Source organism: Streptomyces sp. NPDC021212, from assembly GCF_044332925.1.
Classification (GTDB): domain Bacteria; phylum Actinomycetota; class Actinomycetes; order Streptomycetales; family Streptomycetaceae; genus Streptomyces.
Window position 1 is genome coordinate 317,524 of record NZ_JBIRPZ010000011.1, and the last position, 15,065, is coordinate 332,588.

Annotated in this window: 13 protein-coding genes; all 13 read right to left on the reverse strand. The window is 70.9% G+C overall.

Annotation, left to right across the window (positions count from 1 at the left end; translation table 11 throughout):
- Positions 1–360: 360 nt before the first annotated feature.
- A complete protein-coding gene (locus ACH4SI_RS29435; protein WP_398300831.1) occupies positions 361–1,569 on the reverse strand; it encodes a DivIVA domain-containing protein in 1,209 nt (402 codons plus the stop codon).
- A gap of 49 nt (positions 1,570–1,618) precedes the next feature.
- Entirely contained in the window at positions 1,619–1,915 is a 297-nt protein-coding gene (locus ACH4SI_RS29440) for a YggT family protein (RefSeq protein WP_009718667.1), read from the reverse strand.
- A gap of 73 nt (positions 1,916–1,988) precedes the next feature.
- Entirely contained in the window at positions 1,989–2,603 is a 615-nt protein-coding gene (locus ACH4SI_RS29445) for a cell division protein SepF (RefSeq protein WP_398300834.1), read from the reverse strand.
- A gap of 123 nt (positions 2,604–2,726) precedes the next feature.
- Entirely contained in the window at positions 2,727–3,446 is a 720-nt protein-coding gene (locus tag ACH4SI_RS29450; protein ID WP_398300836.1) for a YggS family pyridoxal phosphate-dependent enzyme, read from the reverse strand.
- 3 nt (positions 3,447–3,449) lie between these two features.
- Positions 3,450–4,196 (reverse strand): peptidoglycan editing factor PgeF, encoded by a 747-nt coding sequence (gene pgeF / locus ACH4SI_RS29455; RefSeq protein WP_398300838.1) that lies wholly within the window; start codon positions 4,194–4,196, stop codon positions 3,450–3,452.
- A gap of 43 nt (positions 4,197–4,239) precedes the next feature.
- Positions 4,240–5,478, reverse strand: a complete 1,239-nt coding sequence (ftsZ, locus tag ACH4SI_RS29460) for a cell division protein FtsZ (protein ID WP_398300840.1) — start codon at positions 5,476–5,478, stop codon at positions 4,240–4,242.
- Between the two features lie 277 nt (positions 5,479–5,755).
- Entirely contained in the window at positions 5,756–6,553 is a 798-nt protein-coding gene (locus ACH4SI_RS29465) for a cell division protein FtsQ/DivIB (protein ID WP_398300842.1), read from the reverse strand.
- A 13-nt stretch (positions 6,554–6,566) separates the two neighbouring features.
- Positions 6,567–7,661 carry an undecaprenyldiphospho-muramoylpentapeptide beta-N-acetylglucosaminyltransferase gene (gene murG / locus ACH4SI_RS29470; RefSeq protein WP_055556334.1) on the reverse strand — a complete coding sequence of 365 codons (1,095 nt, stop codon included), beginning with the start codon at positions 7,659–7,661 and terminating at the stop codon, positions 6,567–6,569.
- 6 nt (positions 7,662–7,667) lie between these two features.
- Positions 7,668–9,260 (reverse strand): putative lipid II flippase FtsW, encoded by a 1,593-nt coding sequence (gene ftsW / locus ACH4SI_RS29475; RefSeq protein WP_398300844.1) that lies wholly within the window; start codon positions 9,258–9,260, stop codon positions 7,668–7,670.
- 57 nt (positions 9,261–9,317) lie between these two features.
- Positions 9,318–10,754: a UDP-N-acetylmuramoyl-L-alanine--D-glutamate ligase gene (gene murD, locus ACH4SI_RS29480; RefSeq protein WP_398300846.1), complete on the reverse strand. Its 1,437-nt coding sequence runs from the start codon at positions 10,752–10,754 to the stop codon at positions 9,318–9,320.
- On the reverse strand, positions 10,751–11,818 hold the full coding sequence (gene mraY, locus ACH4SI_RS29485; protein WP_398300960.1) for a phospho-N-acetylmuramoyl-pentapeptide-transferase: 1,068 nt from the start codon (positions 11,816–11,818) through the stop codon (positions 10,751–10,753). The genes murD and mraY overlap by 4 nt, the downstream gene beginning before the upstream one ends.
- 50 nt (positions 11,819–11,868) lie before the next feature.
- Positions 11,869–13,296, reverse strand: coding sequence for a UDP-N-acetylmuramoyl-tripeptide--D-alanyl-D-alanine ligase (gene murF / locus ACH4SI_RS29490; RefSeq protein ID WP_398300848.1), 1,428 nt, complete (start codon positions 13,294–13,296; stop codon positions 11,869–11,871).
- A 62-nt stretch (positions 13,297–13,358) separates the two neighbouring features.
- Positions 13,359–14,975: a UDP-N-acetylmuramoyl-L-alanyl-D-glutamate--2,6-diaminopimelate ligase gene (locus ACH4SI_RS29495; protein WP_398300850.1), complete on the reverse strand. Its 1,617-nt coding sequence runs from the start codon at positions 14,973–14,975 to the stop codon at positions 13,359–13,361.
- Between the last annotated feature and the right edge of the window lie 90 nt (positions 14,976–15,065).

Genomic DNA, 15,065 nt, shown 5'->3' on the forward strand with positions numbered 1-15,065 from the left:
GCGTGGCGGGGCTCCGCCCCAGACCCCGGACCTCAATCGCCGGACGGGCTGAAAATCAGCCCGTCCGGCGATTGAGAACACGCCCGAAGGGCGTCCCAGGGGGCGGAACGCGGCCCGAACTCCAGCCCGTCCGGCGCTTAAGGACCCGGGACCCGGAGCGGAACGCGGCCCGCACCCCAGCCCGTCCGGCGCTTGAGGACCGGGGGTCCGGGGGCGGAGCCCCCGGTTACGGGAAGGGGCGGGTCGGGGACAAAGCCCCCGCCAGCCGCCACGCGCACGGCGAAGGGCCGGGCCCGGGAGTTCGAGACTCCCGGGCCCGGCCCTCGTGATTGCCGAGACGCGCCTACGCGGCGTACCGCGTCAGTTGTCGTCCTCGTCGATGAGGAAGCCCCGCATCGGGCTCGGCGCCTGCTGCATCGGCTGCGGACTCTGCGGCCGCACCGGTGCCATCGGCTGGGTCATCGCGGGAGACATCTGCTGCTGGCCACCGTACGACGGCGCGCCGCCGTTCTGGTTGTGGCCGCCGCCCATCGACTGGTTGCCGCCCATCGTGTGGCCGCCCATCGAGCCGGCACCCGAGGAAGCCATGGACCCACTCATCGAGGGGGACGGCGGCAGCGAGGCGGTCGCCGGGGTACGCGGCGGGGCCAGCGAGTCGTCGGACTGGTTCTCCAGCTGGCGCAGCTGGCTCTCCAGGTACGACTTCAGCCGCGTGCGGTACTCGCGCTCGAAGCCCCGCAGGTCCTCGACCTTGCGCTCGAGCGTGGCACGAGCGGACTCCAGGGAGCCCATCGCGACACGGTGCTTCTCCTGCGCGTCCCGCTCCAGCGCGTCCGCCTTGGCGCGGGCGTCGCGCTCCAGGCCCTCGGCGCGGCTGCGGGCCTCGCCGACGATCTTGTTGGCCTCGGAACGGGCCTCCGCGATCGCCTGGTCGGCGGTCTGCTGCGCGAGCGAGAGCACGCGCGCGGCGCTGTCGCCGCCCGGGCCCTGACCCGGCTGCGGCAGCTGCGGGCCGCCGGGACCACCGGGGCCGCCCATCGGGCCACCCATGGGCCCGCCGGGACCCATGGGGCCGCCCTGGCCCATCGGACCGGGACCGCCGGGGCCACCAGGCCCACCAGGACCCTGGCCCATCGGGCCGGGACCACCGGGACCACCGGGGCCGCCCTGGCCCATCGGGCCGGCAGGCAGCTGCGGCGCACCGCCCGGAAGCTGGGGCGGACCGCCCATCTGCTGCTGCTGTTGCTGCTGTTGCTGCTGCTGTTGCTGCTGCGGCGGGCCGGGCTGACCCTGCTGCTGCGGCGGTCCGGATATGGCGGCGGGAACAGGGGCGCCGGGTCGCTCCTGCTGTTCCGGAGGTTTGCGCATGCCTTGTTGCTGCTGACTCTGTGCGGCGGCCCTGGTGGCTGCGGCCAGCTTGGCGCGCAGGTCCTCGTTCTCCCGCAGCAGCCGGGTCAGTTCGGCTTCGACCTCATCGAGGAAGGCATCGACCTCGTCCTCGTCATAGCCTTCTCGGAGGCGGACGGTCGTGAACTGCTTGTTCCGCACGTCCTCGGGGGTCAACGGCATCTCTACTTCACCTCAACGTAGTCGTCGGCAATCGGCAAGACCGTATCGTTCACACCCTGCTCGCAAAATTGCTCACGACGGTGATCAGGATCCAGACGATGATCATCAGCACGAAGAAGGACAGGTCGAGCGCCACACCCCCGAGACGCAACGGCGGGATGACCCGCCGCAGCAGCTTGAGTGGCGGATCGGTCACAGTGTAGGTGGCCTCGAGGATGACCACCATCGCCCTACCGGGTTGCCACGAGCGTGCGAACTGGAAGACATAGTCCATCACCAGCCGGAAGATCAGCACGATCAGGAAGCAGTACAGCGCGATGTAGATCACCTGTAGTGCGATGCTCATCTCGCGCGTCCCTCTCCCCTGTTTCGTACGCGGCCTTGCGGCCTCGGATGACTCGGTGTTGCCGTGTTGCGTCTCAGCTCTGGTTGAAGAACCCGCCCTCTGCGATACGGGCCTTGTCCTCCGCCGTGACATCGACGTTAGCAGGAGACAACAGGAACACCTTCTGTGTCACTCGCTCAATGCTCCCATGGAGACCGAACACGAGTCCGGCGGCAAAGTCGACAAGTCGCTTCGCGTCCGTGTCGTCCATCTCCGTGAGATTCATGATCACCGGAGTGCCCTCACGGAAGTGTTCCCCGATAGTACGGGCCTCGTTGTAGGTCCGGGGGTGCAGTGTGGTGATGCGGTACGGCTCCCGCTCGGACACAACCTTGGGCATGATCACCGGTGCGTTCTTCTCCAAGTTCTGACGTTCAGGTGTGATAGACGCCACGGGGGCAATTCGCGCGGGTTGCCTGCTTTCCGTCACAAGCGGAGCCGGTTCACGCTGTGCGGGGGGATGGACGACTCGCACAGATTCGCCCCTTTCCGGCCGCGCTTCGGTCTCCACTGCCGGATGACGCCGACGCTCCCGCTCGGGCTCCGGCTCGGGTTCGAATTCGTCGTCGGGGTCGAACCCCCGGCCGTCGTACCCATCGTCCTCCACGAGGCCGAGGTAGACCGCCATCTTGCGCATCGCGCCGGCCATTCTCTGCGTCCTCCGCTCTGTGGTGGATCGGCTCCGCCACCGGATGCCTTGGATCCACGTGGCCTGCCCGTCTTTTGACGGGAATGACCATATTTTCTGCTGTGGTCCGACTTCTTCGCGACGTTACCGGAGCCTGGGGCGGACTCCGAGTACCGCAGTGCCGACGCGCACATGTGTCGCCCCCGCCGCAACCGCTTCTTCCAGATCTGAGCTCATTCCCGCCGAGACCATGTTCGCAGCAGGATGAGCCACGCGCAGGCCGGATGAGATTTCCATCAGCCGGTCGAACGCCGCCCGCGGACGGTCCGCGTAGGGACCGGCCAGCGGCGCCACGGTCATCAGACCGTCCAGCCGCAGCCCGTCGGCCGCGATCACGGCATCGGCCAGCGCGCCCACACCATCCGGACCGACGCCACCCCGCTGACCCCGCTCCCCGGAGTCCACGTCGAGCGCAACTTGAAGCAGGACGCCCAGCTCGCGCGCGGCCCCCACGGCCGCACCCGAGAGCGCGTCGACCAATCGCTTGCGATCAACCGATTGCACCACATCGGCATAACTGCATACGGAACGCGCCTTATTGGTCTGCAGCTGTCCAACAAAGTGCCAGATCAAAGGCAAATCAGCGCATTCCGCAGCTTTGGGGGCGGCCTCCTGATCGCGGTTCTCCGCGACGTGCCGGACTCCGAGTTCCGCGAGCAACCGGACGTCGCTCGCGGGATACGTCTTGGTGACCACGATCAGGGTCACCTCTTCGCGCTTGCGACCGGCGGCGGCGCAGGCGGCGGAGATACGTTCCTCCACCCGTGCCAGATTCGCGGCCAGTTCCGTCTTGCGATCCGTCACAGCTCAGCCGTCCAACCAGACATAGCTCGCGAGCCGCCCCGTGGTGCGGTCGCGCCGGTACGAGAAGTGGTCCGCCGATTCCAGCGTGCAGATGTGAGATTGTCCATCCGTCCCCACACCGGCCATCTCCACACCGGCCCGGGCGAGTTGGGCCCGGACTCCGGCCACCACGTCCACCGCCGGGGTGCCCCAGCTGGTCTCGGCCCAGGACTCGGGCACCGTCCCGGCGACGTCGGCGCGCATGTCCGCGGGGACCTCGTAGCACCGGCCGCAAACGGAGGGGCCGATTCGGGCCACGATCCGGGCCGGGTCCGCGCCCTGAGCCGTCATCGCCTCGACCACCGCCGGAACCACCCCGGCGACCAGCCCCGGCCGGCCGGCGTGCGCCGCACCGGCGATACCGGCGACCGGATCGGCCAGCACCACCGGGGTGCAGTCGGCGGTGAGGACGGCGAGGGAGAGCCCCCGACGCGACGTCACCACCGCGTCCACGCCGGGAACTTCACCGGTCGCCCACGGGCCCTCGACCACGGCCACGTCCCGGCCGTGCACCTGGTTCATCCAGACGACGGACGACGGGTCCAGGCCGAGCGCCTTGGCCGCCAGCTCGCGGTTGGTCCGTACGGCCTGGGGGTCGTCGCCCACCGCGCCGCCGAGGTTGAGCTCGTCATACGGAGCGGCGCTCACCCCGCCCCACCGGTCGGTGAAGGCGAAGTGCGCGCCGCTCACGTCGTGCTGTTGCGCTATCACTGCGGGATCGCTTCAGGGTCGCCGTGGAGCCATGACAGCCGGCTCACTTCAGGAAGTCCGGCACGTCCAGCTCCTCGGCCTGGCTGTCCTGGTAGGGACGGGCCGGCGGGACCTGCGGAGTGGCCACCGGGGGCGGCGGCGGGACCTCGGCGACCGGAGCGGGCTCCGCCGGGGCGGGCTCCTCCTCACGCGGAGTGACGCTGCCGAGGCCGCCGAAGGACGGACGGCCGGGCTCCGGGGGGGACTGACGGGGAGCCTGGTTGCTCGTGCTCTCCTCGCGGCCGCCGTTGTACGAGCCCAGCACCTTGTCACGGTTCTGGTTCTTCGCCGGCGGCTGGCCGCCGTCGAAGCCCGCCGCGATCACGGTGACCCGGACCTCGTCGCCGAGGGCGTCGTCGATCACCGCACCGAAGATGATGTTGGCCTCGGGGTGGGCGGCCTCGCTCACCAGCTGGGCGGCCTCGTTGATCTCGAACAGGCCGAGGTCGGAGCCACCGGAGATGGAGAGCAGCACGCCCCGGGCGCCGTCGATGGACGCCTCCAGCAGCGGCGAGGAGATCGCCATCTCGGCGGCGGCCACCGCGCGGTCGTCGCCGCGCGCCGAGCCGATGCCCATGAGCGCCGAGCCCGCCTCGGACATCACGGACTTGACGTCCGCGAAGTCGAGGTTGATCAGGCCGGGGGTGGTGATGAGGTCGGTGATGCCCTGAACGCCCGACAGCAGCACCTGGTCCGCCGACTTGAACGCGTCGAGCACGCTCACCTGGCGGTCGGAAATCGACAGGAGCCGGTCGTTGGGAATGACGATGAGGGTGTCGACCTCGTCGCGCAGTCCCGCGATGCCGTCCTCGGCCTGATTGGCCCGGCGGCGGCCCTCGAAGGTGAACGGACGGGTGACCACACCGATCGTCAGTGCGCCGAGCGAGCGCGCGATGTTGGCGACCACGGGGGCGCCGCCGGTGCCGGTGCCGCCGCCCTCGCCCGCGGTCACGAAGACCATGTCGGCCCCCTTGAGGACCTCCTCGATCTCCTCGCGGTGGTCCTCGGCGGCCTTCCGGCCGACATCGGGGTTGGCGCCGGCGCCCAGTCCACGAGTGAGCTCGCGGCCGACGTCGAGCTTGACGTCCGCGTCACTCATCAGCAGGGCCTGCGCATCGGTGTTGATCGCGATGAACTCGACGCCCTTGAGCCCGACCTCGATCATCCGGTTGATGGCATTCACGCCACCGCCGCCGATGCCGACGACCTTGATGACTGCGAGGTAGTTCTGCGGTGCTGCCACGTCGAAGGCCTCTCGCCTCGAGTTACGTGTCGCCACCCCGCTGTTGCCGCGGTGCGCCGACTGATGCCGAATGGGACGGTTCCGATTGCCGACCCCAACCCTAACGCTGAAGTTTAGGGTTACCAGTGCCTCCGTTTCCCGGAGTCTTCGGAACAGGACACTAAGTCGACAAGTGGCGCGCGTTCAACGAACACGCCGAACCTCCCGCTTTTCTTTTCACCCTATGTGATCACGCGGAGGGCTAGCCAACCAGGGTGCTGGCCTGCCGCTATCCCCGTCAACTACGGGACACCGCGGGCGCGCTCGGCGCGCTGACGTCGAAGTGACCGGCGTCGGGCCGCGCTTTCATGAGCGCGGTGAGCGCCTTGGTCTTCGCGGCGCCGCGCTCATCGCTCCCCCACGCGACCGTACGGCTCCGGGTCAGCTCCAGAGTGATCGAATCGTACGAGCGGACCCGGACCGAGCGCATGTCCGTACGGACCTTCGCCGGGAGCCCGGCGACCACCCGGACGGCCTCGCGGCGCAGCCGCGCCGGGCCGAAATGGCGTGAACTCGGCGACCGGTCCGGCTCCATTTCGAGCAGCGGAACGCCCTCGGGACGCTTGGTCACACGGGAGAACGCCACGCCGTCGGCGTCCACTTCGCGAAACTTCCCGCGCTCTTCGACAATCACTTCGGCCTTGCGTTCCGTCACATCAAGACTGATGGTGTGCGGCCATGACCGGGATACGTCCACTTTCGCTATGCGCGGGAGCCGGTCGCGCAGCCGGTCCCCGATCGCACCGGTGTCCACCGCGGCCAGCGGGGTGTCCAGCGGGACGGCCGCGGCCTTCCGGACCTCGTCCGGGGTGAGCACGTCCGCGCCGGTGACCGTCACCCGCTCGGCCCGCAGCCAGCTCGATCCGTACAGCAGCCAGCCGGTCCCGCCGCCCAGCAGGGCGGCGGCCACCGCGGCGATCACCAGGGTGCGGCGGCGGGGCAGGCGGAGCCTGCGCCGCGCCGCGAAGAGGCGCGGGGGCGGGCCGGACGGCGACGTCCTTCGGGGGCCGCTCTCGGCGGTCGTCGGTCCGGCCACGCTCCCTGCCTTCTCACGCCTGGCGGCGTGCCGCGATTGCCTCGTACACCATGCCGACCAGCAACTCGTCGGCGTCCCGGCGGCCGAACTCGGCGGCGCGCCGCGACATCTCGTACAGCCGGTGCGGGTCGCCGAGCACCGGGAGCACATTGCTCTGCACCCACTCGGGCGTCAGTTCGGCGTCGTCGACCAGCAGTCCGCCGCCCGCCTTGACCAACGGCTGTGCGTTGAGCCGCTGCTCGCCGTTGCCGATGGGCAGCGGGACGTAGGCGGCCGGCAGCCCGACGGCGGACAGCTCCGCGACGGTCATCGCGCCCGCGCGGCAGAGCATCATGTCGGCCGCGGCGTACGCGAGGTCCATCCGGTCCACGTACGGTACCGGGATGTAGGGCGGCATTCCGGGCATGTTGTCCACATGCGGCAGTTCGTTTTTCGGGCCGACCGCGTGCAGAACCTGGATTCCGGCCCGCTGGAGGAACGGGGCGACCCGCTGGACGACCTCGTTCAGCCGGCGCGCGCCCTGCGAGCCGCCGGAGACCAGCAGCGTCGGCAGGTTCTGGTCGAGACCGAAGGCCGCGCGCGCCTCGGGGCGGACCGCCGCCCGGTCCAGGGTGGCGATGGAGCGGCGCAGCGGGATGCCCACGTAGCGGGCGCCCCGGAGCTTGCTGTCCGGGGTGGAGACCCCGACGGACGTGGCGTAGCGGGAGCCGATCTTGTTGGCGAGCCCGGGCCGGGCGTTGGCCTCATGGACGATGATCGGCACGCCCAGCCGCTTGGCGGCCAGATAGCCGGGCAGGGCCACATAGCCGCCGAAGCCGACCACGCAGTCGGCCTTGGTGCGCTCCAGGATCTGCTCGGCGGCCTTGATGGTGCCGCGCAGCCGCCCGGGGACGGTGATCAGCTCGGGGGTGGGCTTGCGTGGCAGCGGCACGGCCGGGATCAGCCCGAGTTCGTAGCCGCGCTCGGGCACGAGGCGGGTCTCCAGCCCGCGCTCCGTGCCGAGCGCCGTGATTCCCACGGTCGGATCCTGCCTTCGCAGGGCGTCCGCGAGGGCGAGCGCGGGCTCGATGTGGCCGGCGGTCCCCCCACCGGCGAGTACGACATGCACCGAAATTCACCGCTCTCCGGACGGCCGTTCCTTGACGCGCCGTCTCATCGTCTTCCGTCTCACCCGAGCCAGCTTCTTCCGCAAAGCAGGCTGCCGCATGGCCAGTGCCGCCCGCGCAGCGGGCTCGGCCCGTGCGAAGGCGATCAGCAGACCGACGGCGAACATGGTCGGCAGCAGGGCGGACCCTCCGTAGGAGAACAGCGGGAGCGGAACCCCGGCGATCGGCAGCAGACCGAGCACCGCACCGATGTTGATCACGGCCTGGGCCGTGATCCAGGTGGTCACGCCTCCCGCGGCGTACCTCACGAAGGGGTCCTCCGTGCGTCCGGCCACGCGGATACCCGCATAGCCTAGAGCCGCGAAGAGGACGAGCACCGACAGCGTCCCCGCCAGGCCGAGTTCCTCCCCGGTAATGGCGAAGATGAAGTCAGTGTGCGGTTCGGGGAGTTCGCCCCATTTTTCCATGGACGCACCGAGTCCGGAGCCGAACCATCCGCCGTTGGCCAGAGCATAGATCCCATGCACCGCCTGCCAGCACTGATCGTTGGCTCCGGGCTCGGTGGCGCCGATGCAGGCGAGCCGGGACATCCGGTTGGCGCTGGTCTTGATCAGCAGAATGCCGATCACCCCGGCGAAGGCGAGCACACCCCCGAAGAGCCGGGTGGGGGCGCCCGCGAGCCAAAGCAGGCCGAAAAGAATCGCCGCGAGAATGATCGCGGTGCCCATGTCGCCACCCAGCATGATCATTCCGAGCAGCAGGGCAGCCGCCGGGACGAGCGGCACCAGCAGGTGCTTCCACTGCGCGAGCAGCCGCTTGTCCTGCTTGCGGGCCAGCAGATCGGCGCCCCACAGGACGAGCGCGAGCTTGCCGAACTCGCTCGGCTGGAGCATGAACGGGCCGCCGAAGGAGATCCAGTTCTGGTTGCCGTTGACCGAAATCCCTATCCCCGGCACCTGGACCAGGCACATCAGGAAGACCGAGGCGGCCAGCAGCGGATAGGCGAAGGCGCGGTGCAGCTTGATCGGCATGCGCACGGCCAGGAGCATCAGCGCGGCGCCGAGCGCCGCAGCGAAGAGTTGTTTGCGGAAGAAGTACGAGGGTGCCAGGCCCGACTGGAGCGCCTTGATCTGGGAGGCGGAGTAGACCATCACCAGGCCCAGCACGATGATCAGCGCGGCGCCCCCGAGGATCAGGTAGTACGCGGTGAGCGGCCGGTCCCAGGCCTTCTTGGCGCGCTGCTGTGTGCCCCGCAGGGCGTCCAGCAGGCTGCCCTTGGAGGGACGGCGGGGCGCGCGGATCACCGGGCGGCGGGGGGCCCTCGGCGGGCTCGGACGGCCCTTCCCGGCCGTGGGCCTGGCCGCCGCGGCCTCGTCCGCCCTGGCCTTGTCCGCCCTGGCCCTGCCCGTCCGCCCCTTGTCCGCCCTGCCCTTTTCCTGGGGGGTGCCGCGGCCGCCCTGGGGGCGGGCGGGCGCGGCTGTCCGCTCCCCGCCCCGCGCCGCCGGCCGCGGCCGCGCGGCGCCGCCCGCCCGCGACCCGGAGCGGCCGGTGGCTGCTCCGGTCTGCCGGGACCGCGGCGCGGCGGGCTGGTCAGGCGTCATGTCGAATCCCCTCCAGGTTCTCCGCGCGAGCGGTGGTCCTCGCGGGGGACCGGCGGGCTACTGCTCGTCCGTGACCGGGCCCGGGGCCAGCTCGTGAACCGCCGCGGCGAAGGCGTCGCCCCGCTTGTTGTAGTTGGTGAACATGTCCATCGAGGCACAGGCCGGGGCCAGAAGGACGGTATCGCCCGGCCGGGCGAGCCGGGCCGCTTCCCGGACAGCCGCCGCCATCGCCCCAGTGTCGGTCCGGTCGAGGTCCACGACCGGGACATCCGCTGCGTGTCGCGCGAGCGCTTCCCGGATCAGGGCGCGGTCGGCGCCGATCAGCACCACGCCGCGCAGTCGCGCGGCGGCAGTGGAGACCAGTTCGTCGAAGGTGGCGCCCTTGGCGAGGCCGCCGGCGACCCACACGATGTGCTCGTAGGCGCCCAACGACGCCTCGGCGGCGTGGGTGTTGGTCGCCTTGGAGTCGTCCACGTAACTCACGCCCTCGACGTCCGCGACGTGCTCCACGCGGTGCGGGTCCGGGCGGAAGGCGCGCAGCCCGTCCCGTACGGCCTCGGGCGGCACGCCGAAGGCGCGGGCCAGGGCCGCGGCGGCGAGCGCGTTGGCGATGTTGTGCGGCGCGGGCGGGTTGACGTCGGCGACCTCGGCCAGCTCCTGGGCGTTCTTCTGCCGGTTCGCGACGAAGGCCCGGTCGACCAGGATGTTCTCGACGACGCCCAGCTGGGAGGGGCCGGGGGTGCCGAGGGTGAAGCCGATCGCCCGGCAGCCCTCCTCGACGTCGGCCGCCCGGACCAGGTCCTCGGTGGCGGGGTCGGCGACGTTGTAGACGCAGGCGACCTGGTTGCCCTCGTAGATCCGGCCCTTGTCCGACGCGTACGCCGCCATGGAGCCGTGCCAGTCGAGGTGGTCGGGGGCGAGGTTGAGCACCGTGCCGGAGTGGGCGCGCAGCGAGGGCGCCCAGTGCAGCTGGTAGCTGGACAGCTCGACGGCGAGCACGTCGTACGGCGTGTCGCCCAGCACGATGTCCAGGAGCGAGACGCCGATGTTGCCGACGGCGGCGGTGCGCAGTCCGGCCGCCTCCAGGATGGACGCCAGCATGCGCACGGTGGTCGTCTTGCCGTTGGTGCCGGTGACCGCGAGCCAGGGCGGGGAGTCCGGGCCGCGCAGCCGCCAGGCCAGCTCCACGTCGCCCCAGACCGGGACGCCGGCCTTCTCGGCGGCCAGGAAGAGCGGGCTGGTGGGCTTCCAGCCGGGCGTGGTGACGACCAGTTCGGTGCCGTCCGGGAGAGTGTCCCCGTCGCCGAGCCGGACCGTGATGCCGAGCGGCTCCAGTTCGGCCGCCTGGGCGCGCTGGGGCTCGCCGTCGCTTCCGTTGACGACGGTCACCGCGGCCCCGAGTCCCCGCAGCGCACGCGCTGCGGGGACCCCGGAGACGCCGAGTCCGGCGACGGTGACATGGCGGCCCGCGAGGTCGGTGACGTCGATGGTCACGAAGCCCGCCAGCCCGCGTAGAAGAGCCCGAGTCCGACGATCACGCACATGCCCTGGATGATCCAGAACCGGACCACCACAAGGACTTCGCTCCACCCCTTGAGTTCGAAGTGGTGCTGGAGTGGTGCCATTCGGAAGACCCGGCGCCCGGTGAGCCGGAACGAGCCGACCTGGATGACCACGGACAGGGTGATCAGGACGAACAGCCCGCCGAGGACGGCCATCAGCAGCTCCGTGCGGGAGCAGATGGCGAGCCCCGCGAGCCCGCCGCCGAGCGCGAGCGAGCCGGTGTCCCCCATGAAGATCTTGGCGGGCGAGGTGTTCCACCACAGGAAGCCGAAGCAGGCGCCCATCAACGCGGAGGCGACGACCGCGAGGTCGAGCGGGTCGCGCACCTCGAAGCAGGACGAGGGGTTGGTGAGGGTGTCCGCGTTGGCGCAGGACTCCTGGTACTGCCAGACGCCGATGAAGGTGTAGGCGCCGAAGACCATCACGGAGGCGCCGGTGGCCAGGCCGTCCAGGCCGTCGGTGAGGTTCACGCCGTTCGACATCGCGAGGATCATGAACAGCGCCCAGATCGCGAAGATCACCGGGCCGAAGGACCAGCCGAAGTCCTGGACGAAGGAGAGCCGGTCGGAGGCCGGGGTCTGCTGGCGGGCGTCGGCGAAGTTCAGCGCGAGGATCGCGAAGGCGACACCGACGATCAGCTGACCGGCCATCTTGGCCTTGGCCCGCAGGCCCAGGCTGCGCTGCTTGACGATCTTGATGTAGTCGTCGAGGAAGCCGACCAGGCCCATGCCCGCGAACAGGAAGAGCACCAGCACACCGGAGAAGGTCGGCTGGCTGCCGGTGATCACCTTCGTCACGGCGTAGGCGATCAGCGTGGCCAGGATGAAGGAGATGCCGCCCATGGTGGGCGTGCCCTTCTTGCTGCCGTGCGTCCGCGGGCCGTCGTCCCGGATGTACTGGCCGTAGCCCTTGCGGGCAAGCAGCTTGATCAGCAGCGGGGTGCCGATCAGGGTCAGGAAGAGACCGATGGCGCCGGAGAAGAGGATCTGCCTCATGGCGCCTACGTGTTCTTCTTCCCCCGCGGCGAGGAGGATCTGCCCCATGGTCATCGCCCGGTGACCTCACCCTCGAGCAACGCCTGCGCGAGTTGCTCCAGGCCGACCGACCTGGAGGCCTTCACCAACACGACATCCCCCGGTCGCAGCTCGCTCCGCAGCAGATCGACCGCTGCCCGCACGTCGGACACGTGCACCGACTCCTCACCCCACGAACCCTCGTTCTTGGCGCCCATGTCCAGCCACGCGGCCTCCTGGCCGCCGACCGCCACGAGCTTGCTGACGTTGAGCCGGACGGCCAGCCGTCCGACCGCGTCGTGCTCGGCCAGTGACTCATCGCCAAGCTCGGCCATCGGGCCCAGCACCGCCCACGTGCGACGCCCCGGTGTTGCGGCGCCCATCGCGGCCAGCGCGCGCAGCGCGGCTCGCATGGACTCGGGGTTCGCGTTGTAGGCGTCGTTGACGACCGTCACGCCGTCCGAGCGCTCGGTGACCTCCATCCGCCAGCGGGAGAGCTGACCCGCCTCGGAGAGCGCCACGGCGATCTCGTCGACGGACATGCCCGTCTCATGGGCGACGGCGGCCGCGGCGAGCGCGTTCGACACGTGGTGCTCACCGTACAGGCGCATGGTCACGTCACCGCACCCGGTAGGGGTGTGAAGCGTGAAGGCGGGGCGGCCACCGTCGGCAAGCCGGACATTCGAGGCGCGTACGTGGGCGTCCCCGGCCTCGCCGAACAGGACGGTACGGGCCTTCGTACGGGACGCCATGGCGCGCACCAAGGGGTCGTCGGCGTTGAGCACCGCCACCCCGCCGTCCTCGGCGGAGGGCAGCGACTCGACCAGTTCGCCCTTGGCCTCGGCGATCTGCTCGCGGCCGCCGAACTCACCGATGTGCGCGGTGCCGACGTTGAGGACGAGCCCGATGCGGGGCGGGGTGAGGTCCGTCAGATAACGGATGTGGCCCTTGCCTCGGGCGCCCATCTCCAGCACCAGGTGCTGGGTGGTCGTGTCGGCGCGCAGCGCGGTCAGCGGAAGCCCGATCTCGTTGTTGAACGAACCGTGCGTCCATACGGTCGGGCCGTGCCGCTGGAGCAGCTGGGCGATGAGGTCCTTGGTGCTGGTCTTCCCGGCGGAGCCGGTGAGCGCGACCACGGTGGTGCCGAGCCGCTCGACGACGGCGCGGGCGAGCGCGCCCATGGCGGCGACGACGTCGGGGACGACGATCGCCGGAACCGGGGCGTCCGGTGTGGAGACCGGGCGGGTGGCCAGAACCGCCACCGCGCCCGCCGCGACCGCGCCGGGCGCGTAGTCGTGGCCGTCCACGCGCTCGCCGGGGAGCGCGGCGAACAGGCTCCCGGGCCGCACCTCGCGGGAGTCGATCACGACGGGTCCTGTGACCTTCAGGTCAAGGTCCGGTATGTCGTGCGGCTGCCCACCGACGAGGCCGGTGATCTCGGTGAGGGACAGTGGGATCACTGATCACCTCCGGCCGTGCGGGAGAGCTGCCTGGAGGGGGCTGGTGCGCGCATGGCGGTCTGTCATCCCTGGTCGTTTTGGTGTGTGTGCCCGTGCTGTTCGCTCGCCTCGGGGCGTCGCGGACCGCGCCCCTTGGCTCGCTCGCTGAGCTCGATGGCTTCCCGCAGGACCTGGCGGTCGTCGAAGGCGCGAACCACCCCGGCGATCGTCTGGCCCTGCTCATGGCCCTTGCCCGCGACGATCACGGTGTCGCCGGGCTCCGCGCGGGCGACGGCGGCGGCGATGGCGTTCCCCCGGTCCTCCTCGACCAGGACGTCGCCGCGCTCGTGCGCGGGCACCTCGGCGGCGCCCGCGAGCATCGCGGCGAGGATGGCGAGCGGGTCCTCGGAGCGAGGGTTGTCCGAGGTCAGCACGGCCGTGTCGGCGTACCGGGCCACGGCGGAGCCCATCGGTCCGCGCTTGAGCCGGTCGCGGTCGCCGCCGCAGCCGAGGACGGCGTGCAGCTTGCCTTCGGTGACCTTGCGCAGGGCGCGCAGCACCGACTCCACGGCGTCGGTCTTGTGGGCGTAGTCGACCACCGCGAGGTACGGCTGGCCCACGTCGACGCGCTCCAGCCGGCCCGGCACGCCGGGGACGGCGGCGATGCCGTCCGCGGCCGTCTGCGGGTCGATCCCGGCGACGGCGAGCGCGACGAGGGCGGCGAGCGCGTTGGCGACATTGAACGGACCGGCGATCGGGGCGGCGGCCCGTACCGTCTCGCCGTTCGGGCCGACCGCGGTGAACGTCGAGCCGAGCGGGCCGACCTCGACGTCCGCGGCGCGCCAGTGGGCGTCGGGGTGGCCCTCGGCGGAGAAGGTGGTGACCGGGACCTCGGACTCCTCGATGAGCCGTCGGCCGTACTCGTCGTCGTAGTTGATCACTCCGGCCCGGCTGCGGGCCTTGGTGAACAGCTGGGCCTTGGCCTGGAAGTAGTCCTCCATCCCCGAGTGGAACTCCATGTGCTCCGGGGAGAGGTTGTTGAAGACGGCGACGTCGAAGACGCAGCCGTCGACGCGGCCGAGGACCAGGGCGTGGCTGGAGACCTCCATGACGACCGAGTGGACGTCGCGTTCGCGCATCACCGCGAACAGCGCCTGGAGGTCGGTGGCCTCGGGGGTGGTGCGCTCGGACTTGATGCGGTCGTCGCCGATGCGCATCTCGACGGTGCCGATGAGCCCCGTGGGACCGCCGCCGGCCTTCTCGGAGGCGGCCCTGAGCCCGCCGTCGACGAGGTACGCGGTGGTGGTCTTGCCGGAGGTGCCGGTGATGCCGATCTGCAGCAGGCTGTGGCCCGGCTCGTCGTAGATCGTGGCGGCCAGCGCGCCCATCCGGCCGCGCGGGTTGTCCACGACCAGGACCGGCAGCCCGGTGGCGGCGGCGCGCTCGGCGCCGTCCGGGTCGGTCAGCACGGCGGCCGCGCCGAGGTCGGCGGCCTGGGCGGCGAAGTCCGCGCCGTGCAGCCGGGCGCCGGACAGCGCCGCGTACACATCGCCCGGGCGCACGGCACGCGAGTCATGGGTGATCCCGGTGACCGCGGCCTCCGCCGGGACGCCGGAGGCATCGACGCCCAGCTGGTCCGCCAGCTCCGCGAGCGGTACGGGGCGGACCTGGAGAGGGCGGGGCGCTCCCGGGTATTCCACAGAAACGTCCTTCTGAGGGGTTTGGGACTGATCAGCTTGGGGCACGGCGGTGAGCGTACCCGGCCCACCCGCTTCGTCGCGAAATCCGGC